The sequence below is a fragment of the Halomonas sp. DP3Y7-2 genome (assembly GCF_019800795.1).
Taxonomy (GTDB): domain Bacteria; phylum Pseudomonadota; class Gammaproteobacteria; order Pseudomonadales; family Halomonadaceae; genus Halomonas; species Halomonas litopenaei_A.
The window spans coordinates 181,351-201,211 of sequence record NZ_JAHVKJ010000011.1 but is presented as its reverse complement, the minus strand read 5'-3'; the positions used below and the strand labels follow the sequence as shown (position 1 = coordinate 201,211).

Genomic DNA, 19,861 nt, shown 5'->3' with positions numbered 1-19,861 from the left:
CAAAGGCCCCCTTGCGGGGGCCATGCTAGGCGGTCCTTGTGGACTCGAATGTCACGGTCTGGTGGAGTCTTGAAGCTCAGAGCTAGCTCTCAACGTCAGCACTGAACGTCAGTCCTGAATGTCAGTGCTATGCGTCCGAAGCCTCTTTGGGGTGGTCCTTGCTGCGGCCCTTGCAGGCAGGCCCGGCGTCCAGATTGAGTTCGATTTCTGCGCCCTTGCGGCTGTAGTAGAACCAGGTCAGGGCGGTACACAGCAGGTAGAAGACGATGAAGCCAAGCAGGGCGGCTTCCGGTCCTCCCGTCAGCGAAATCGAGGTGCCGAAGGACTTCGGGATCAGGAAGGCGCCGTAGGCGGCGATGGCCGACGTGAAGCCAATGGTGGCGGCCGATTCGCGCTCGGCGTGGACCAGCTGTTCGGCACTGGTCAGGTTGGGCATCAGGCGCGGCACCTCCTTACGGAAGATCGACGGAATCATCTGGAAGGTACTGGCGTTGCCGACGCCGGTGGCAAAGAACAGCAGCATGAACGAGGCGAAGAAACCGTAGAACGCCATCGGCATGGTCTTGTTTATCAGGAAGAACAGCACGCCGATGACCCCGGCGATCATGGTCAGGAAGGTCCAGAAGGTGACCCGGGCGCCGCCGAAGCGATCGGCAAGACCGCCGGTCCAAGCACGGCTGAGGGCGCCGACAAACGGGCCGAGGAAGGCATACTGCAAGGCGTCGATGGCCGGGAACTGGGTCTTCGTCAGCAGCGGGAAGCCGGCAGAGAAACCAATGAAGCTACCGAAGGTGCCGGTATAGAGAATGCACATCAGCCAGTTGTGCTTGCGCTGGAAGATGACCGACTGTTCCTTGAACGAGGACTTGGCGCTGGCGATGTCGTTCATGCCGAACCAGGCGGCAACGGTGGCGATAGCGATGAACGGCACCCACACGAAGCCGGCGTTCTGCAGCCACAGCATGCCGCTGTCTGACAGCGGTTGGCCGTCTCCGGTAAACATCACGAAGCTGCCGGTAGAAATTACCACGGGCACCAGAAACTGCATCACCGATACGCCAAGGTTGCCAAGACCGGCATTCATGGCCAGTGCCTTGCCTTTCTCGCGCTTGGGATAGAAGAACGCGATGTTGGCCATGCTGGAGGCAAAGTTTCCGCCACCGAAGCCACACAGCAGGGCAATGATCGCCATCACCAGGTAGGGGGTGTCAGGGTTCTGTACCGCAAACCCGATCCACAGTGCCGGCAGAATCAGTGAGGCCGTGGAGAAAGCGGTGAAGCGACGCCCGCCGAAGATCGGCACGGTAAAGCTGTAGAAGATGCGCAGCGTAGCGCCGGACAGTCCCGGCAGGGCGGCCAGCCAGAACAGCTGGTTCGGGCTGTAGTCAAAGCCCACCTGGGGCAGTTTGGCCACCACCATGGACCACACCATCCAGATGCTGAAGGCCAGCAGCAGACAGGGGATCGAGATCCATAGATTGCGACTGGCAATCTTGCGGCCGGTGGTCTGCCAGAACGACTCGTCTTCCGGGCGCCAGTCCTGCAGCACGAATTTGCTGGGGGTAGAAAGCTCCGGCAGATCGGTGGATTCGCAGCGGTCGCGAGCCTCGATGCGTTCGGCTTTACGAATCGCGTGATGCATCCACAGCAGCGCCGCGGCGACCACGACGAACATCAGCATGAAGCAGCTCTGCCAGATGCCGATGACATCGTTGAGCATGCCGAAGGTCAGTGGCAGGAAGAAGCCGCCGAGTCCGCCGACCATGCCTACCGCGCCGCCCACCAGACCTACGCTCTTGGGATAGTAGACCGGGATGTGCTTGTACACGGCGGCCTTGCCCAGGGACATGAAGAAGCCCAGCACCATGGTCAGCAGGATAAAGCCGACCAGGGGCATGGCGAAGGTGAATTCGACCGGGCCACGCACTCCGTCGATGGTGTATTGGGTGGGCGGATAACTCAGCAGGAAGGTGCAGATGACCGAGGCCAGGAAGGTCCAGTACATCACCCGACGAGCGCCGTAGCGATCCGACATCCAGCCGCCGAGGATGCGGAACAGCGAGGCTGGGATAGTGTACAGCGCCGCGACGATACCCGCTGCGCCCAGGCTGAGGCCGTAGACCTCGATCAGGTAGTGGGGCAGCCACAGGGCGAGGGCCACAAAGCCGCCGAAGACGAAGAAGTAATACAGCGAGAAGCGCCACACGCGCAGGTCGGCCAGCGGCGCAAATTGCTCGGACAGCGGCTGGCGCACGGCGTTGCGGGAGCGACTGCCGGGATCTTCCTTGGCCAGCACAATGAAGGCGACGCCCATGATGGCCATGATGGTGGCATAGACCAGCGCGGTGCTCTCCCAGCCCAGTGCCAGGAGCAGGAAAGGGGCGCCAAAATTGGTGACAGCAGCCCCCACGTTACCGGCGCCAAAGATGCCCAGAGCCGTTCCCTGGCGTTCCTTTTCAAACCAGGCGGAGGTGTAGGCGACGCCGACGATGAAGGAACCACCCGCAAGGCCGATACCCAGGGCGCCGACCAATAGCATCGAGTAACTGTTGGCAAAGGTCAGCAGATAGACGCAGGTGGCCGTGATCAGCATCAGCAGGCCGAACACCCAACGGCCACCGAAACGGTCAGTCAGTACGCCGAGGAATAGACGGCTGATGGAGCCGGTCAGTACCGGCGTGGCCATCAACAGGCCGAGTTGAGTGTCAGAAAGACCAAAGTCTTCCTTGATCTGAATGCCGAGAATCGAGAAGAGAGTCCAGACAGCGAAGCAGAGAGTGAAGGCCAGGGTGGCCAGACCTAGCGCTTGATTCTGCTGACGCCGCGGTACGGAGTCATGTTGAAGCATGTGCTTTCCTCAGTAGGGGGGCCGGTTTGTCCCCTTAAACATTGCTACAATGTATCTGCAAGGCACTTGATTGTGATCAACAGAATGGGAGGGTATATCCAGCGTCGTTGATCTCTTACCTCCATGGGGGTATGCGGGTGTTTTTAAGAGATTCGTCACGTATTATCTGCCTCGAAACATTAATGAGACATTCTGATATTGGTTAGGTGATAACTCCCTTGATCTGGGTCAATAGAAGTGGGTGGTGGAAGACAAGACACGAGGGGCAGCCATGAACGGCGCCTTTTACCTGCGCCGCTCTCTGATGCTGCGCATGCTGGTCGCGATGGCCGCGATTGCCTGTCTGGCGCTGGTCAGCCTGCTGGGCTCGATTGTTATCGCCCAGAGCGCGGGTGGCTACGCCGATGCCATCAATCAGGCGGGGTCGCTGAGGATGCAGGCCTACCGATTGCTGTCGACCAGTGAATTGCTGCCTGCCGACCATCCCCGGCGCCGTTGGCAGCAGGAACAGATGGAAGCCACTCTTGCCAGCCCAGCCATTGTCAGTCTGATTCCTGGCGATGTGGATGACCCCCTGAGAGACGCCTATGACAGAGTGGTCGAATGTTGGCACGAAAACCTGCGACCCAATATCCATGCCTTTGACGGCGGCAATGCCTTTCGCCTCGATGACCAGGTGGCAGAGTTCGTCGATAAAGTGGATATTCTAGTTGGGAGTCTGCAAAAATATGCCGAGTCTAAGGTGGTCTTTCTGGAAGTTTTTCAGGGTGTGTCGCTGACCATTCTTGTTGTTTTTATGGTGATGGTGGTGTACAGAATTGTGTGTGGCGTCATGCCGCCTTTTAGAGATCTTATTCGGGTGGTAAATGGTGTAATGGTGGGTGACTTCTCTGGTAGAACGACCTACCGTGGGAATGACGAGCTTGGCCTCTTGTCGCGTACGATCAACAAGATGAATGCCAGTCTTTCGGAAATGTACGGGCAGCTCGAAAAGCGAGTGGCGGCCAAGACGCATGAGTTGAAGCGCAGTAATGATGCGCTGCGCATGCTTTACCTGACGGCGCGACGTTTGAATGGCGTGACGCCATTGACCCGTGAGGAACTTGAAGATGTGCTGCGTCAATTGGAGGCGGTCACCGACGAGGGACCGTTCGAACTGAGGCTCACTACCGGTGGGGCCGGCAAGGAAATGATTCGCCTTGTGCCTCGGCCCGCGGCCCATCATCAAGCCGAGGCTGCGACAGCGCGATCGGAGTCGGGCAGTCGTATGACATCTTCTCCATCGCCAGGCAGCGGCAATGAGTATGCGGTGCGCGTGCGCGAGGCAGGGCGCGACTTCGGCGAACTGCGGGTCCAGCAGCCCCCTGGGCACATGTTGGCACAGTGGAAGATCGAGCTGGTCGAAACCGTGGCAGGGCTGATCGCAGCGGCCCTGTCATTGTCGGAAAAGTCCGATGAGCAGCGCAGGCTGGCGCTGATGGATGAGCGCGCCGTCATTGCCAGAGAGCTTCACGATTCCCTGGCGCAATCATTGTCCTACCTGAAGATTCAGGTGACGCGATTGCAGATGCAGCTGGACCAGCAGCGCCACGAACAGGTCGCGCAAGTGGTGGCCGAGCTGAGGCATGGGCTGAACTCGTCCTATCGTCAGCTGCGCGAACTGCTGAATACCTTCCGTCTGCGCATCCACGAGGCGGGCCTGGAGGCGGCGCTGGATGAGACGGTGCAGGAGTATTCCAAGCGGGGCGACTTCGAGCTGACCTTGAAAGGGCAATGGAGCGGGCTTGCGCTGACGCCCAACGAAGAAATTCATGTCCTGCAGATCGTGCGCGAGGCGTTGTCCAACGTGGCGCGCCACGCCAGGGCCCGCCACTGTACGGTCAGTCTTGCCGCAGAAGAGACGGGTCATTATCAGCTGTCGATCAAGGACGATGGGGTCGGTATCGGTCCCCAGTCAGATCCATCCATTTCCCATGGGATGGCCATCATGGAAGAGCGGGCGAGGAGCCTGAGTGGAAAGCTCTCGGTCAATGGCATCAAGCCATGTGGCACCGTGGTGACCGTCCGCTTTCTGCCGCGCCTGCTGGTACAGCTACCTGTCGCGGTCAGCTGAACGTGTCGTCCGGCATAGGTCGGACGCACTCACTCAGGAGATTTGGCAATGAGCATGCTTCGATTGATGATCGTGGACGATCACCCTCTCTTTCGGCGTGGCGTTCGCCAGCTGGTGGACATGGACCCGAGCCTGGTGGTGGTGGGCGAGGCCTCCGACGGTGCGGAAGCGGTGCGCAAGGCGATTGACCTTCAGCCCAATCTGATCCTGCTGGACCTCAACATGCATCCGATCGATGGGATTGAGGTGCTGAGGCGGATGCGCGACGCTCGGGTCAAGAGTCGTATCGTGATCCTGACCGTATCCGATGCCGACGATGATGTGGTGCGGGCGCTCAAGGAAGGTGCCGACGGCTACCTGCTCAAGGACATGGACCCGGAAGAGGTGCTGCGCTTGATTCGCGAGGCCGCGCAGGGGCAGGTGGTGCTGGGGCCGCAAATGGCGTCCTTGCTGGCCAGCGTGGTCAAGGGCGAGCTGCCGGCGGGGGGCGACGATGGCATGTCCTGCCTCACCGCGCGAGAGCGAGATATTCTGCGCACCCTGGCCCGGGGGCTGTCCAACAAGATGATCGCCCGTGAACTCGACATCGCCGAGGGCACCGTCAAGGTGCACGTCAAGCATCTGTTCAAGAAGCTGGACCTGCGCTCCCGAGTGGAAGCGGCGGTGTGGGCAACCAAGCATGGCCTGGGCTGAACGGCGCTACCGGCATTGCTGCGCTGACCTGCATACGACAACGCCCGGGCTGGACCCGGGCGTTATCGCTTTCTCCAATGACGCCTCACCGCTTAGCGGTAGTGGCGAGGCGTCAGTGGTGTCTCAGCTATTGACCGCGGCAACCGCCTTGGCCAGGTAGGGCAGGTTTTCCTGAGAGAAGCCCGCCACGTTGGCACGGCCGGAGCGCACCATATAAATGCCAAACTCATCGCGCAGGCGATCTACCTGTTCCGGTGACAGACCGGTGTAGGAGAACATGCCACGCTGCTCGGCAATGTGCGCGTATTTCTCGCTCAGCCCGTAAGGCTTCAGTGCTTCGACGAAGTCGCGACGCAGGGTGTTGATGCGGTCACGCATTTCCGTGAGTTCCTCACGCCAGACGCCTGCGAGCTCGGCCGAGTGCAGAATTTCGGCGACGATAGCTCCGCCGTGGGCGGGCGGGTTGGAATAGTTCTCGCGGGCGACAATGGCGATTTGCGAACGAACGTTTTCCATCTCTTCGTTGTTCTTCGCGACCACGATCAGCGCACCGGTACGCTCGTTGTAGATGCCGAAATTCTTCGAGCAGGAGCTGGTGATCAGCACATTGTCGAGGTTCTCGGCCAACAGTCGCACTGCGTAGGCGTCTTCATCCAGGCCTTCAGCGAAACCTTGATAGGCGAAGTCCACCAGCGGCAGCAGGTCACGCTCCTGCAGCACCTCAAGCACCTGTTGCCACTGCTCGTGGTTCAGGTCAAAGCCCGTCGGGTTGTGGCAGCAAGCGTGCAGGACCACCACGTCGCCCTGGGGAATCTGCTTCAGAGCCGCCAGCATGCCGTCGAAGTCGAGACGGTTGTCGGCATCCACGTAGGGGTACTTGTGTAGTGCGATACCGGCGGCGGTGAAGATGCCGTGGTGGTTTGGCCAGGTGGGATCGCTGACCCAGATGCCCTTGCCAGGCAGCTGGCTGGCAACGAAGTCGGCCGCCAGGCGCAGAGCGCCGGTGCCACCGGGAGACTGGGTGGCACTGGCACGCCCAGCTTCCAGCACCGGTGAGTCCTGGCCCAGCACCATGGGCAAGACCACGGCACCGTACTCGGGAGCACCGTGTGAGCCGATGTAGGTCTTGGTGGTCTCGTTGTTGAGCAGCAGGGCCTCGGCCTCCTTGACCGCACGCATCACCGGAGTGTTGCCCTTTGCATCGCGGTAGACGCCGACGCCAAGATCGACCTTCTGGGGATTGGTGTCCTTCTTGAAGGCCTCGATGAGCCCGAGGATGGCATCCCCGGGAACCCGCTCAATCTTCTCGAACATTTAACTTGCTACCTCGTCGGTTCTAGCCGCTAGGATGAAATCGTTCTTGTGCAGGCCCTTCATTTCGTGGGACCACCAGGTCACGGTGACCTTGCCCCACTCGGTCAACAGCGCCGGATGGTGACCAGCCTCTTCAGCGATCTCGCCGACTCTGTTGGTGAACGCCAGGGCCTGCTTGAAGTTGCGGAAGCGATAGCTCCGCTCCAGTTGCATGATGCCATCGCGCTCGACGATCTGCCACTCGGGCAGCTGTTTTTGCCAGCTGGCCATCTCGCTCTCGCTGGCATGAGGGGCGTCCCAGCGGCAGGCTTCGCAGGATTGTTGTGACAGGGACGATGGGTGTTCGCTCATGGGATAGCTCCAAATGCTAGTGGTAGGGCAGAAATTGCCGGTCGTCAGGCGCGGGGTGACCGCGCCTTGGGCGTGAACAGCGGGGCAAAGAGTCCTAGCGCCTTGGCCTGTTCCACCAGCGCCATCAGGTCCTGCTGGGCCAGTGTCTGGAGGTCGTCAAGACTGTCGAGAACATAGTAAAGCGGTTGCAGGATGTCGATGCGGTAGGGCGTACGCAGTGCATCGAGGGCATCGAAGCGACGCGTTACCGGTGCGTCGGAAAGCGCGTGGAGCGTCTCCCGTGGCGATGAAATGATGCCTCCCCCATAGATGCGTCGGCCCTCTGGCGTGTCCACCAGGCCGAATTCAACCGTCATCCAGTAGAGCCTGGCCAGATACACCCGATCCTTGGGCTGGGCTGCCAGGCCCAGCCGCCCGTAGGTGGCGGTGAACTCAGCGAAGGCCGGATTGGTCAGCATGGGGCAGTGGCCAAAGATCTCGTGAAAGATATCCGGCTCCTTGAGATAGTCCAGCTCTTCCGGGGTGCGGATGAAGGTCGCGACGGGGAAGCGCCGGTTGGCCAACAGCTCAAAGAAGGTATCGAAGGGGATCAGCGCCGGGACTGCGGCGGTTCGCCATCCCGTGGCGTCGTCCAACACCCGATCTATCGCATCGAGCTGCGGGATATGATCGGTGGGCAGGGCAAGGCGCTCCAGCCCCTCCAGGTACTGGTGGCAAACACGTCCTTCGATCAGCGCCAGTTGACGTTCCATCAAGGTCTGCCAGGTGCGGTGCTCCGTCTCGCTCCAGTGGATCTTGCCATCGTGGTCAGGAGTGTGAGCCTCGTAGGCCGTCGCTTTGCCAGAGACGGACGCATCCGCGGAGTGGTTCGAAGGAGAGTGAAGTGAGCCAACGAGAGGCGAGTGCGTAGACGGTGCGCTCATGGCGCCTCCAGATAATGGTGAGCGGAAAAGGCGGGTGTTGTCCTGCAACAGAGTGTCGGTCGAGTGCAGGCCATGTGCGAGGGGGTTGTGGTAGAGAAACCGGGTCGATCTGGTGACGAAGGGGAGGCGAGTGTAAGAAAAACGTGACAGCAGGGCCGCAAGGGCACTAGCCCATGGCCATAGCTCGACCAAAGAGGCAGGTCTCGTGTGCAATGACTTCGATAAGCTGTAAGGAAAACGTGACAATGGAGGTCGGACGCCGTGACAGCAAACTTCTGCCCGTGGGTCTTCTGCCTATCGATAAGGAGCGCGAAGCCAGCATGCGCCTGAGAGTACATTGCCAGAACCGCGTCGGTATCCTGCGTGACATCGTGTCACTTCTTGCCGACTACGGCGCCAACGTGGCGCGTGGCGAAGTGGGTGGCGAGCGCGGCAATGCCATCTATCTCCACGTGCCATTGCTGCTTAACGCGCAATGGGTGACATTGAAGCCTCGTCTGGAAGACGTGTCTGGCGTCTTTGGCGTGCGCAAGGTCAGCCTGATGCCGAGTGAGCGTCACCAGCTTGAGCTCGAGGCGCTGCTTTCATCGCTGACAGACCCGGTCATGTCCATCGACATGGAGGGGCATCTGGTCGCGGCCAACCGCGCGGCGAGTCAGCTGCTGGGGGTGCGGGTAGATGAAGTGCCAGGTCTGTCGCTGGATCGATATCTGCCGGACTGTGACTTGCCCGATGTGATTCGGCGCAACAATGCCAGGGTCAACGGACTCAGAGTCCGCCTGAAGAACGCCACCTTTCTTGCCGATATCGCTCCGCTGCACCGTGAGCATCATGACGATGTCGAGTCATTGGCGGGGGCGGTGGTGACGCTGCATAGCGCTGATCGCATTGGCGAGCGGATCTACCAGATACAGCGCCAGGAAATGCGTGGTTTCGAGGCAATGTTCACCGCAAGCCCCCGGCTTGCGTCGCTGATTCATGAGGCTCGGCGAATGGCGCCGCTGGATGCCCCGCTGCTGATCTTCGGTGAAACAGGCACCGGCAAGGAGTTACTGGCGCGGGCGTGTCATCTGGCCAGCCCCCGTGGGCAGGCACCCTTCATGGCCTTGAACTGCGCAGGCCTGCCGGAGTCCATGGCCGAGACGGAGCTGTTTGGCTATGTACCGGGGGCCTTCGATGGCGCCAGGCCAGAGGGCAAGTTGGGCCTGCTGGAGTTGACCTCGGGCGGTACCATCTTCCTCGATGAAGTGGGAGAGATGAGTCCGCGCCTTCAGGCCAAGCTGCTGCGGTTCTTGCAGGACGGCGGCTTCCGTCGAGTCGGCGCTGACGAAGAGACCTACCTTGATGTGCGGGTGGTGTGCGCCACTCAGCAGGACCTGCTGTCGCTGTGCGATCAGGGGCTGTTTCGCCAGGACCTCTACCATCGCCTGAACGTGCTGTCCTTGAACGTACCGCCATTGCGAGACTTCCTGGACGGGATTCAGGCGCTGGCAGATCATTTCGTCGACCGCGCTGCCCGTCAGATTGGCTGCCCGTTGCCTGAGCTGTCCAGCGCCGCTGTCGCGCGAATGGCCGGCTATGACTGGCCTGGCAATGTGCGGCAGTTGGAAAACGTGCTGTTCCAGGCGGTATCGCTGTGTGAAAGCGGTCGCATCGAGCCGGAGCACCTGCGCTTGCCTGAAGGGCCGGCCTCTGGCGATCTGGCCGGCATCGAGCTGGACGGGACCCTCGACGATATTCTGGCCGACGTGGAGCGTCGGGTGCTGGCCGCGCTGTATCCGCTGCATCCCTCCAGCCGGCAGTTAGCACGGCGGCTTGGCGTCTCCCACACCACCATTGCCAACAAGCTGAAGCGATACGGGCTGGGGGGCACCTGAGCAGGGCGTGTCAGGATCCGATGACCTGGATCACGGCGGCACGCACCTGGGGGTAGTGAACCTGTTCGTGACTTGCAAAGCCGGCGAGTTTACGCGCCTTTGCCTGACTTAGCGCAGGACTGACGATGCCACACAGAAAACGTGTGGCCAGGTCAGCATCCAGCTTTCTGGGCGGTTTCGTTGCGCTCAGCGCGTCACTGAGCTCCGTCAACCAGCCATGCAGGGTTTGCTCATCGGCAGGCAGCGTCGGTGAGGCGGCGCTCAGGCTCGCCCGCTCTCCGCGGCAGGCCGAGCAATGTCCGCATGCCCTTGGCGCGTCGCTATCTCCGAACCAGTTCGCAAGACCAGCGCTGATGCAGGTGGTGGATTCGAACAGCGCCAGCATGGCCTCCAGGCGCTGAAGCTCCATGTCGGCACGGGCCACGAACTGCTGATGGAGTTCGCTGGCCAGATGCTGGGAGTCCACGTCGGACAGGACGCTATACACCTCAGTGATCTGCTTGCTCTCGAGACGAATCCACTGTTGCTGGTCGAGATAGTCCAGTGCCTTCAGCACTCTTGCCCGGGAGGTATCCAGGCCTCGCGCCTTGCCAAGCTGGTACAGGCGTTCAAAGTCCAGGCGATACCAGCTGCGCCCCTTGTCGGACGCCTCGATGATGGCGGACAGGAAAGCCCCTCTTTCTCCAGGGAAGCGAGCGAGAAGCGCTTCCTGCTCAATCTCGAGGCGAAAACGGTACTCGGCAAAATAGCTGTGGCTGGCGCGGATGATGCCCATCAGCTCTAGCTTGACCAATAGCGTCTTCAGCGGCAGTTCGCGAATATCCGTCTGCCGCGATAATGCATTGAGCGATAGCTCCCAGGCACCCGGCGCCGCCGCGAGATCATCCAGTACCGCCTGGATGCCTGCCCGGGGTGGTACATCGCCATGGACGAAGTTCTCGAGCACAGGGAGGCTCTCTCGCCCGGCGAGCATCAGGCACTCGGCGCGGGCACCGTCGCGGCCTGCTCGACCAATTTCCTGACTGTAGTTTTCAATGGATTTGGGCAGGTCGAAGTGCACGACGCAGCGAATGTCTGACTTGTCGATGCCCATACCGAAGGCAATCGTGGCAACGATGATCGGTAACTGGCCCGACATGAACGCCGCTTGAAGCTGGGCGCGGGTGTCTGCGTCGAGGCCCGCGTGGTAGGCCGCCGCTTCCAGGCCGGCGGCCTTGAGATAGGCAGCGAGCCGCTGTGCACTTTGCTGTAGCGTGACATAGATGACGGTGCTGCCATGTTCCCCATGGGCCTGGTCGCGCTGGGCGATCAGCCAGCGGGCAAGATATCGGGGCCGTTCATCGGCGGGCACGGGAGCGATGGTGAGGTCGAGGTTCGCGCGATAAAAGCCCGTGGTGATCACGTCTTCATGGGCAATGGAAAACGCGGCCCGCATGTCGTCAATCACCTTGGGCGTGGCGGTAGCGGTCAGCAGCAGCACCTGAGGGATGCCGAATTCATGACGGTAGTGCGGCAGCTTCTGGTAGTCGGGTCTGAAGTTGTGTCCCCATTCCGACAGGCAGTGCGCTTCATCAATGACCAGTAACGATACCCGCACGTCCTGCAAGAAGTGGCGAAAGCGCTCATTCTTCAAACGCTCGACCGATACCATCAGCACACGCAGGTGGCCCGATCGAGCCGCCGACATGACCTGCTGCGTTTGCTCTGGCGATTGACTGGAGTCGATGCTGGCCGCAGCGATACCTCGCTGTTGCAAGGACGCGAGCTGGTCTTGCATCAGCGCCAATAGCGGCGACACGACTAGCGTCAGATGAGGAAGGTGCAGGGCGGCTAACTGATAGCATAGTGACTTGCCGGAGCCGGTAGGGAAAATGGCGGCAGCGCTGCGACCCGCGACAAGGGCGTTGATCGTCTCGCGCTGGCCGGGACGAAACTCACGATATCCGAAGACCGATGCCAAGGTGTCATCGATGCGGGGAGAGGCAGAAGGCAATATAGGTAGTCTCTAAAATGGAGCCTTGCCACCTAGCGGACAGGCTGGGGTGACGTGGCAGTATTTGCAGCGTGACAGGCTACCTTGTTGTGGGCCGGGGATGAAGTACAGGTTGGCAGCCGGCCCGCAGCAGTGACGCCGTCGAAACACGCTGGGTGACACTCGCTAGCGTACAGAAAGGGCCGAGGGTTATTCGCTACGCTGTGGGCTCCAGCGCTGGATGACCCGGTTTCGCCCCTGCTGTTTCGCCTCTACCAGATTGGCGTGCACCTGCTGCATCAGTTGGGCGCCGGTGACTCCTCGCTGATAGTCACTGACCCCCACGCTGACCGTCACCTTGTGCCGGCCGATACCGAAGTCATGGCGTGAGATGTTCTCGCGCAGGCGCTCCGCCAGCTCGCGCCCCCGGCCGGCGGGGGTCATGGGCAGCAGCAGGGCGAATTCATCGCTGCCCATGCGCGCCAGATAGTCCTCCTGACGCAGCTGGCTGGAGGCCAGCGCGGCGATCTGGCAGAGCACTCGGTCGCCCAGCCCCCGCCCCCAGGTGTCGTTGATCAGGGCGAAATGGTCCAGGTCGACGAACAGCAGGGATAACGGCACGCCGTGGCGGTTGGACATGGACGCTGCCTTATCCAGTTGGCTGACCAGCGAGCGCCGATTGGCCAGTCCTGTCAGCTCATCGGTACCAGAGAGGTAGCGCAGGCGCTGCTCTTCCGCGACTTGATCTTCGATGTCGATGAGCAGCCCATGCCACAGGATGCTGTCGTCGCAGCGCTCGGGCAGGGCCTCCAGGGAATACCAGTGGGGGTTGAGTTCGCCCACGGGCAGGCGCAGCCGAGTGGACACGGGAGACAGCCAATGGGCGGAATGCTCGATGGCGCGGATAAATTCCCCGTAGGCTTCTCCCAGCAGGTCGCCGAGCCGCTGGCGCACGTCATTGGCAGTGGCCAGGGGAGCGAGCCGTCGGGTCATCGGGTCGTCGCCGGTCAAGGCAGGAAGCTGCAGACGACCCCTGGCGTCACGTTGAAGAGTGAAGAGCACGCCGGGTACGCGCTGTAGGCAAGCAAGACGCTGCGCATCGGCATGCGTCTTGGTCGCGGAAGTGTTAGCGCAGTCATCCATGGTCAGGCAGTCCTTGGCCGCAGGAAGAGTGATCAACCCGAGGTATCGGGCTTAACTCACCATCTTAAGGGCTAGCCGAAAGGGGTATATCAGCCTTAAGGGCTAAGAAAAAACGACGTTTTTCTGCTTTTACAGGTATGCAGTATCTGGATGCTGCGGGCGCCTGTGACAAATGTGTATGTAATACATTGTGTTACAGGAACTTCTTGCGCCGATGACGCGCGCTCTAAAAAGGCTCGCCAGCGCCATGTCGGCTGTGCTGTTGCAGTAGTCACTAGGCACGTTCTCGTGCTCCGTCCTTCCTAAGGCTTAGGTAAGAGGAATGAGGTGATGGGCTGCAGCCTGTGCCAATTGATGTCCCAGGCGTTCAAGTGGATCGCCACCGTGGCGCCAGAAATGCCAGAACAGCGGCACATCGAGATACCAGCCGTCGACCACGTCGACCAGCGTTCCCTCGGCCAGCTCTCGCCGGGCTTGAATGTCCGGCACCAGACCAAAGCCCAGACCCGCCTTGGCCAGTCCTATGAATCCCTCGACGCTGGCACAGCGATGGTGAGGGAAGGGCCCGGTGACGCCCTGGGCATCCAGAAAACGGTGCTGAAGCTGATCGTTGGGGCCAAAGATGATGGCCGGGCAGTGCTGCAACGCCTCTGCGGTAGCGCCTTGAGGACAATGGCGCGCAAGAAAGTCGGGACTCGCCAGCGCTCGGTAGCGCATGGCACCGAGTGAAATGACGCGTGCTCCTTGTACAGGGGTGTCGCTGGCACATAGACAGGCGGCGACTTCCCCCTTGCGCATGCGCTCAAGCCCCACGTCCTGGTCTTCAATGACCAAATCGAGGGTGATGGCCTGATGCTTGAGATAGTCGCCCACCGCCTGGGGCCACCAGGTCGCCAGGCTATCGGCGTTGATGGCGATGCGCAGCTGTCGATAGCCGACGGTCAGTGAGGGGGCCTCCTCGATAAGCTCGGCCTCAAGTAGGCGAACCTGCTGGACGTGGTTGAGCAGTCGCCGGCCCAGCCCGGTGGGGGTAGGGGGCGTGCCGCGGATCAGTACGGGCTGTCCCAGGCGTGCTTCCAATAGCTTGACGCGCTGTGACACGGCGGACTGTGTCAGTCCCAGCGCTCGGGCGGCGCGTTCAAAACCCTGATGCTCGAGTATCGCGGCGAGGGCATTCAATAACTTGTAATCGAGCATGGGTCGCCCTGGAAGTGACGCTGCCTCATTAGAATTTCTAATGAGGCAGTCGGATAAGTTGTTTCTCTAATTCTAGCGCGCTCCTTACTCTTGTCTACCTGGGTGGCTTGCACCCGGACCTGTATGGCTTTCGTTGCCCGGCATGCCGGCCTTGTCGCGCCCCGCCTTGCTTGACGTGGCGAGAGATGAGATCAGCGGTGTTGCCCTTGATAAAGGAGTTTTCGGCATGTGGTTGTCAGTGTTGCAAGGCGTGGTAACTGGCGCGGGCTTGATCATCGCGATTGGCGCACAGAACGCCTTTGTCCTGGCCAAGGGGCTTCGGCGCCAGCACATCTGGTGGGTTGCCGGCATCTGCGCCCTGTGCGATGCGCTATTGATCGGTCTGGGGGTTCTCGGGCTCGGCGCACTGATTGCCCAAAGCGAGGGAGCGATGTGGCTGGCGCGTATTGGAGGTGCAGGGTTCCTGGTCTGGCAGGCGTGGCTGGCCTTCAAGCGCGTCATGCATCCGCGAGGGCTGAAAGCCAGCAGGGACGCCAGCACCACGTTAGGCAGCGTGATTGTGGCCACCTTGGCAGTGACGTTGCTGAATCCCCAGGTGTATCTCGACACCCTGGTGATGCTGGGAGCCATCGGCTCACTGCAGGACAGCCCGTTGGGCTTCTACATGGGGGCGACCATGGCATCGTTCACCTGGTTTTTCGGATTGGTAGCACTGGCCCGCGCGCTGGCGCCTCGGTTGACCAGTCCACGCGCCTGGCAGTGGGTCGATGGCGCTATCGCGGCGGTGATGCTGTTGGTGGCGTGGCAGATCCTCACCCTGGATCCGGCCTAGCGGCATCTCGTCAACTGTCAGCGTTTCATGACGGCCTGTCACGCTAGCGTTACGCAGGGCTTGTGCAAGGTCGAGGGCTGTCAGGCCAGCGCTACACCCCGCGGCTCTTCAGGGTAGCCTGGGCAGCCACACAGCTGGCAGCCCGCCGCTCGGAGGCATGTGGCTCGAAGGAGGGGGCGCCTAGGATAGATGCATGGGTTCGGCTCTTACGGACACCACCATGACACTATCGGAGGCACACATGACCGCAGTAGCTCCCATCGACATACATAACCCTATCGGCACCCATGGTTTCGAATTCGTTGAGTACAGTGCTCCCGACGCGGAAGGAATAGCGGCCTTGCGTGGGCTGTTCGTGGCGATGGGATTCACGGAGACTCGGCGCCACCGCAGCAAAGGCGTCAGTCTGTTCCAGCAAGAGGGCGTCAATTTTGTACTGAACGCGGAACCTGACAGCCATGCGGCGCGCTTCGCCCAGCAGCATGGGCCCGGTGCTTGCGCCATGGCATGGAAGGTCGCTGATGCCCGACAGGCGCTGGATTACGCGGTGGAACAAGGCGCGCGTCCCGTTGATGTCCCGGTGGGGCCTGGGGAAGTGGGTATTCCTGCCGTGGAGGGAATCGGAGGTTCGCTGCTCTACTTTGTCGACGAGCGAACCGATGAGCACAACAGAACCATCTACGACATTGACTTCGACGCCATCGAGGGGCGCTCAGCCAACGACAATAGCGTCGGTCTGCGCTACCTCGACCATCTGACTCACAATGTGGAGCGGGGGCAGATGGATCCGTGGGCAGATTTCTATACCCGGATCGCCAACTTTCGGGAGAATCGCTACTTCGATATCGAGGGCAAGAAGACCGGATTGCATTCCCGGGCCATGACAGCGCCCTGCGGCAAGATGCACATTCCGATCAATGAATCAGCCGACGATAACTCCCAGATCGCCGAGTTCATTCGCGAGTACAAGGGTGAGGGCATTCAACACCTGGCGATGGCGACAGAGGATATCTACGCCACGGTGCGAGCCCTCAGGGCCAACGGTGTTCGCTTCCTGTCCACACCGGATACTTACTACGAAAAGGTCGATGTGCGCGTGCCCAATCACGAAGAGCAGCTAGAGGACCTGCGCGAGCTGAGCCTGTTGATCGATGGCGGGCCTGATCAGGGCGTGCTGTTGCAGATCTTCACCGAGACAGTGATTGGCCCGATTTTCTTCGAGATCATTCAGCGCAAGGGCAACGACGGCTTCGGTGAGGGCAACTTCAAGGCGCTGTTTGAATCCATCGAGGAAGACCAGATCCGCCGAGGTGTGCTCGACGCCGATTGAGCACAAGGCAGGAGCGTTATCGTCGAGGCTGGTGTGGCGTCAACCGGGATACACTGCGTTGGCAGCCAGTCGCGACGATGACGGGCCTGCCCAAGCGCGACAAAATCCGTCACAATGGCGCGCTGGCCTCCACCCTGATTCGGCCACAGGCTGATGTGGAGGACGCCACCGCCATGGTGGGCAAACAATAGTGCGCAAGCGATCTCTGGTGATTCATGATAACCAACGAACCCTCTCGTACTCAGTGGCTTGGCCGCTGGGGCTTCGTTCTGGCCGCTACCGGCTCTGCCGTCGGTCTGGGCAATATCTGGAAGTTCCCCTACATGACCGGAGAGTATGGCGGAGGGGCCTTTGTACTGGTCTACCTGGCCTGCATCTTGTGCGTCGGCGTGCCCATCATGATGACCGAGATAGCGCTCGGTCGTCGTGGTCGAGGTAGTCCCATCGATGCCATTCGGCGCGTTGTCACCGAGTCGGGCCGTAGCTCTGGCTGGTCGTTGCTGGGCTGGATGGCGATGCTCTGTGGCTTCATGATCCTGTCGTTTTATGTGGTCGTCGCGGGCTGGTCCTTTGCCTATTTGTGGAAGATGGTCTCCGGTGGCCTGGCCGGGTCCAGCGTCGACGATATGGCGGCGATTTTTGGTGCCAATAACGCCAATCCTTTCAGTCTTGGCGCCTGGAGTACGTTGGTGACGGTCGCCACCATGGTGATTGTGGGCAAGGGCGTGCAGCAAGGCATCGAAAGAAGCGTGGGTTGGATGATGCCGGGGATGGTGATCATGCTGCTGGTCATGATCATTTACGGCATGTTCTCCGGAGGTTTCGGTCAGGCCGTCAATTTCCTGTTTGCCTTCAATGCCTCCAGTCTGTCTAGCGAGGGCATGCTGGCGGCCATGGGCCATGCCTTTTTCACCCTGTCCCTGGCCTCCGGTGCCATTCTGACCTATGGCAGCTACCTGCCGCGTCGCGCTTCCATCGGCCGCACCACCCTGACGGTGGCGATTGCCGATACGCTGGTGGCGTTAATGGCTGGCCTGGCGATCTTTCCCGTCATCTTCGCCAATGGCATGGAGCCCAACAGCGGTCCGGGGCTGATCTTCATGAGCCTGCCGCTGGCCTTCCAGGCGATGCCACTCGGCACGCTCTTCGGCATCCTGTTCTTCATCATGCTGTCCATGGCCGCCCTGACATCGTCCATCTCCATGGTCGAGGCAACCGTGTCATGGCTTGCCGATAACAAGGGTGTCAGCCGTAAGGCTGCCGCCTGGGGGACCGGCATTGTGCTTTGGGTGATCAGTACCTTGGCGATGCTCTCTTTCAACGTTGGCGCCGACTGGACGCTGGCAGGCAAGCACTTCTTTGACTGGCTTGACTACCTGACATCGCGACTGATGATGCCGCTGGGTGGTCTTGGCATGGCGCTGCTGGCTGGCTTCGTACTCAAGAGTCAGGCGGTGAAGGACGAGTTGAATCTGCCGGCCGGCATCTACGCGCTGTGGCTGTTCATGGTGCGTTACGTGAGCCCGCTGGCCATCCTGGTGATCTTTGTGGATGCGCTGGGTCTGGTGGCCGTGGACTTCGGTGCCCACTGGCTGTGGCTGGTACTGATTCTGCTGGTCCTGACCCTGGCTGGAGAGCTGGTAAGCCCGCGACTGCGTCGCAGTTTGCAGACCAGCGACTAGATCAACGCTCACATGTCGCAGCCATTTGCTGCATGAGCACAAGACGCCGTGACGTGTCAGTCGTCGCGGCGTCTTTCGTTTTAAAGGGAGTAAGGGAATAAGAACTGGATGATTGATTCCATTATGGCATAATGGCGCCTTGTCGCCGTCCGTATGTCCTGACGTTGGAGTCGCATCCCATGAGTCACAATCCCTTGCCGAATCGAAGCCCGTTCCCGGCAGGCAGCGTCAGTCTGGTAGGGGCTGGGCCCGGCGATCCCGAATTATTGACGCTGCGAGCATGGCGGCGGATCGGCGAGGCCGAGGTCGTCTTGCATGATCGTCTGGTGAGTCCGGAGATCCTCGAGCTGGTGCCGGAGACGGCTGAGCGCTACTACGTCGGCAAAGCGCGCTCGGATCACAGTCTGCCTCAGGAAGATATCAATCTGGCGCTGGTCAAGTGGGCCCGCGAGGGCAAGCGCGTGGTCAGGCTGAAGGGGGGCGATCCCTTTATCTTCGGGCGAGGCGGTGAGGAGCTTGAAACGCTGGTGGAGGCTGGGGTAACGGTGGAAGTGGTGCCCGGCATCACGGCGGCCTCCGGATGCAGCGCCTACGCAGGCATCCCGCTGACCCATCGTGACCATGCTCAGTCGGTGCGGTTCATCACCGGGCATCTCAAGGAGGGCGGCTGCGAGCTGGATTGGCGGGCCCTCGCCAGCCCCGGGCAGACGCTCGTGTTCTACATGGGACTGGGCAGTCTTGAGCATATCAGCCATGGGCTTGGGGCAGCAGGACTGGCGTCTGACACGCCGGTAGCGCTGGTAGAGCAGGGCACTACCCAACGTCAGCGCGTCCATCTGACCTGTCTGGGTGATTTGCCGACATTGAATGATCGGGATATTATTCGTCCGCCCACCTTGATTATTGTTGGTAGCGTTGTGTCGCTGCACAAACAATTAGCCTGGTTCGATAATGCGCAAGCGGGGAGTAGTGGGTGGATGCATGGCAAGCATCCGTCGCCCCGGGAACGCTCGGATTGAGCGCGCGCCTTTGCTGGAGATGTCGCACCAGGCAACGAACCCCGCGCATCGCGGGCTAGCTGAGGTCAAGATGATGTTCTCCCATTTGCGTAAACGTCGACGCTTTGCGCGATCGACCCAGGCCGCCTGGGCGGCCGCTATCCTGCTATCGATAACGTCACTGACCAGTGACCCGGCGATGGCCAGAGATGACGGCGATGTCGCCTCCCAGCGTGGCCAAGCGTCGTTCTACAGTGATCGGTTCCAGGGACGTCGCACGGCCAGTGGCGACACCTTCGACCAGCAAGCTCTTACCGCCGCCCATCGAAGCCTGCCTTTTGGTACCAAGGTATTGGTGACTCGACGGGACACGGGACAGAGTGTGGAAGTGGAGATCAATGATCGCGGCCCCTTCGTCAAGGGACGTGTGATAGATCTCTCCAAGCAGGCAGCACGCCAGCTTGGCATGTTGAAACGCGGTACCGCGCCGGTCCTTTTGACCTACCTTCCCTGAGCGGTAACAGGGCGCTATGGCCAGCAACGCCACAGCATCTCCCAGGGGTCACAAGCGCCGGCACGTCGTTGAAG

16 protein-coding genes are annotated in these 19,861 nt (G+C 60.8%); 9 read left to right on the top strand and 7 right to left on the bottom strand.

All coding sequences use genetic code 11. The features are described 5' to 3' along the window. Positions 1 to 127 precede the first annotated feature (127 nt). Positions 128 to 2,848: an MFS transporter gene (locus KUV45_RS16495; protein WP_222163388.1), complete on the bottom strand. Its 2,721-nt coding sequence runs from the start codon at positions 2,846 to 2,848 to the stop codon at positions 128 to 130. Positions 2,849 to 3,119: 271 nt separating this feature from the next. Here KUV45_RS16495 and KUV45_RS16490 point away from each other — a divergent pair, with 271 nt between their 5' ends. Together KUV45_RS16490 and narL are read left to right on the top strand one after the other, a co-directional pair. After that, complete coding sequence (locus tag KUV45_RS16490) at positions 3,120 to 4,961, top strand: histidine kinase (RefSeq protein ID WP_222163387.1); 1,842 nt, start codon at positions 3,120 to 3,122, stop codon at positions 4,959 to 4,961. A 48-nt stretch (positions 4,962 to 5,009) separates the two neighbouring features. After that, the gene (gene narL, locus KUV45_RS16485; protein ID WP_206944726.1) at positions 5,010 to 5,654 is read left to right on the top strand and encodes a two-component system response regulator NarL; all 645 of its coding nucleotides are present in this window, start codon (positions 5,010 to 5,012) and stop codon (positions 5,652 to 5,654) included. A gap of 123 nt (positions 5,655 to 5,777) precedes the next feature. Here narL and KUV45_RS16480 read toward each other — a convergent pair whose 3' ends face one another. The 3 genes from KUV45_RS16480 to phhA are packed head-to-tail and all read right to left on the bottom strand — an operon-like array spanning position 5,778 to position 8,242. After that, complete coding sequence (locus KUV45_RS16480) at positions 5,778 to 6,968, bottom strand: amino acid aminotransferase (protein WP_222163385.1); 1,191 nt, start codon at positions 6,966 to 6,968, stop codon at positions 5,778 to 5,780. Beyond that, the gene (locus KUV45_RS16475) at positions 6,969 to 7,319 is read right to left on the bottom strand and encodes a 4a-hydroxytetrahydrobiopterin dehydratase (RefSeq protein WP_206944708.1); all 351 of its coding nucleotides are present in this window, start codon (positions 7,317 to 7,319) and stop codon (positions 6,969 to 6,971) included. Between the two features lie 44 nt (positions 7,320 to 7,363). Then, on the bottom strand, positions 7,364 to 8,242 hold the full coding sequence (gene phhA, locus KUV45_RS16470) for a phenylalanine 4-monooxygenase (protein ID WP_222163384.1): 879 nt from the start codon (positions 8,240 to 8,242) through the stop codon (positions 7,364 to 7,366). Between the two features lie 320 nt (positions 8,243 to 8,562). On the opposite strand from phhA, the gene KUV45_RS16465 reads away from it, so the two are divergent. Continuing rightward, on the top strand, positions 8,563 to 10,119 hold the full coding sequence (locus KUV45_RS16465) for a sigma-54-dependent transcriptional regulator (protein WP_222163695.1): 1,557 nt from the start codon (positions 8,563 to 8,565) through the stop codon (positions 10,117 to 10,119). Between the two features lie 10 nt (positions 10,120 to 10,129). Here KUV45_RS16465 and KUV45_RS16460 read toward each other — a convergent pair whose 3' ends face one another. From KUV45_RS16460 to KUV45_RS16450, 3 genes are all read right to left on the bottom strand, one after another. Next, positions 10,130 to 12,112 carry an ATP-dependent DNA helicase RecQ gene (locus tag KUV45_RS16460; protein WP_222163382.1) on the bottom strand — a complete coding sequence of 661 codons (1,983 nt, stop codon included), beginning with the start codon at positions 12,110 to 12,112 and terminating at the stop codon, positions 10,130 to 10,132. 189 nt (positions 12,113 to 12,301) lie between these two features. Beyond that, positions 12,302 to 13,234 (bottom strand): GGDEF domain-containing protein, encoded by a 933-nt coding sequence (locus tag KUV45_RS16455; RefSeq protein ID WP_222163378.1) that lies wholly within the window; start codon positions 13,232 to 13,234, stop codon positions 12,302 to 12,304. A gap of 309 nt (positions 13,235 to 13,543) precedes the next feature. Further along, positions 13,544 to 14,431 carry a LysR family transcriptional regulator ArgP gene (locus tag KUV45_RS16450; RefSeq protein ID WP_222163376.1) on the bottom strand — a complete coding sequence of 296 codons (888 nt, stop codon included), beginning with the start codon at positions 14,429 to 14,431 and terminating at the stop codon, positions 13,544 to 13,546. A 226-nt stretch (positions 14,432 to 14,657) separates the two neighbouring features. On the opposite strand from KUV45_RS16450, the gene KUV45_RS16445 reads away from it, so the two are divergent. From KUV45_RS16445 to KUV45_RS16420, 6 genes are all read left to right on the top strand, one after another. Further along, complete coding sequence (locus tag KUV45_RS16445; RefSeq protein ID WP_222163375.1) at positions 14,658 to 15,263, top strand: LysE/ArgO family amino acid transporter; 606 nt, start codon at positions 14,658 to 14,660, stop codon at positions 15,261 to 15,263. Positions 15,264 to 15,504: 241 nt separating this feature from the next. After that, entirely contained in the window at positions 15,505 to 16,593 is a 1,089-nt protein-coding gene (gene hppD, locus KUV45_RS16440) for a 4-hydroxyphenylpyruvate dioxygenase (protein ID WP_222163373.1), read from the top strand. After that, complete coding sequence (locus KUV45_RS16435; protein ID WP_222174271.1) at positions 16,590 to 16,784, top strand: hypothetical protein; 195 nt, start codon at positions 16,590 to 16,592, stop codon at positions 16,782 to 16,784. The genes hppD and KUV45_RS16435 overlap by 4 nt, the downstream gene beginning before the upstream one ends. Before the next feature lie 24 nt (positions 16,785 to 16,808). Beyond that, the gene (locus KUV45_RS16430; RefSeq protein WP_222163372.1) at positions 16,809 to 18,275 is read left to right on the top strand and encodes a sodium-dependent transporter; all 1,467 of its coding nucleotides are present in this window, start codon (positions 16,809 to 16,811) and stop codon (positions 18,273 to 18,275) included. A gap of 179 nt (positions 18,276 to 18,454) precedes the next feature. After that, on the top strand, positions 18,455 to 19,294 hold the full coding sequence (gene cobA, locus KUV45_RS16425) for a uroporphyrinogen-III C-methyltransferase (protein WP_206944694.1): 840 nt from the start codon (positions 18,455 to 18,457) through the stop codon (positions 19,292 to 19,294). 178 nt (positions 19,295 to 19,472) lie between these two features. Beyond that, entirely contained in the window at positions 19,473 to 19,787 is a 315-nt protein-coding gene (locus tag KUV45_RS16420; protein WP_224852091.1) for a septal ring lytic transglycosylase RlpA family protein, read from the top strand. Positions 19,788 to 19,861 lie beyond the last annotated feature (74 nt).

Excerpts from the sequence above, each read along its gene's own strand:
- narL (WP_206944726.1), top strand. The coding sequence starts at position 5,010 with ATGAGCATGCTTCGATTGATGATCGTGGACGATCACCCTCTCTTTCGG.
- KUV45_RS16450 (WP_222163376.1), bottom strand. The coding sequence starts at position 14,431 with ATGCTCGATTACAAGTTATTGAATGCCCTCGCCGCGATACTCGAGCAT.
- KUV45_RS16495 (WP_222163388.1), bottom strand. The coding sequence starts at position 2,848 with ATGCTTCAACATGACTCCGTACCGCGGCGTCAGCAGAATCAAGCGCTA.
- KUV45_RS16420 (WP_224852091.1), top strand. The coding sequence starts at position 19,473 with ATGGCCAGAGATGACGGCGATGTCGCCTCCCAGCGTGGCCAAGCGTCG.
- KUV45_RS16480 (WP_222163385.1), bottom strand. The coding sequence starts at position 6,968 with ATGTTCGAGAAGATTGAGCGGGTTCCCGGGGATGCCATCCTCGGGCTC.
- phhA (WP_222163384.1), bottom strand. The coding sequence starts at position 8,242 with ATGAGCGCACCGTCTACGCACTCGCCTCTCGTTGGCTCACTTCACTCT.
- KUV45_RS16455 (WP_222163378.1), bottom strand. The coding sequence starts at position 13,234 with ATGGATGACTGCGCTAACACTTCCGCGACCAAGACGCATGCCGATGCG.
- KUV45_RS16430 (WP_222163372.1), top strand. The coding sequence starts at position 16,809 with ATGATAACCAACGAACCCTCTCGTACTCAGTGGCTTGGCCGCTGGGGC.
- KUV45_RS16490 (WP_222163387.1), top strand. The coding sequence starts at position 3,120 with ATGAACGGCGCCTTTTACCTGCGCCGCTCTCTGATGCTGCGCATGCTG.
- KUV45_RS16465 (WP_222163695.1), top strand. The coding sequence starts at position 8,563 with ATGCGCCTGAGAGTACATTGCCAGAACCGCGTCGGTATCCTGCGTGAC.
- KUV45_RS16445 (WP_222163375.1), top strand. The coding sequence starts at position 14,658 with ATGTGGTTGTCAGTGTTGCAAGGCGTGGTAACTGGCGCGGGCTTGATC.
- KUV45_RS16475 (WP_206944708.1), bottom strand. The coding sequence starts at position 7,319 with ATGAGCGAACACCCATCGTCCCTGTCACAACAATCCTGCGAAGCCTGC.
- hppD (WP_222163373.1), top strand. The coding sequence starts at position 15,505 with ATGACCGCAGTAGCTCCCATCGACATACATAACCCTATCGGCACCCAT.
- cobA (WP_206944694.1), top strand. The coding sequence starts at position 18,455 with ATGAGTCACAATCCCTTGCCGAATCGAAGCCCGTTCCCGGCAGGCAGC.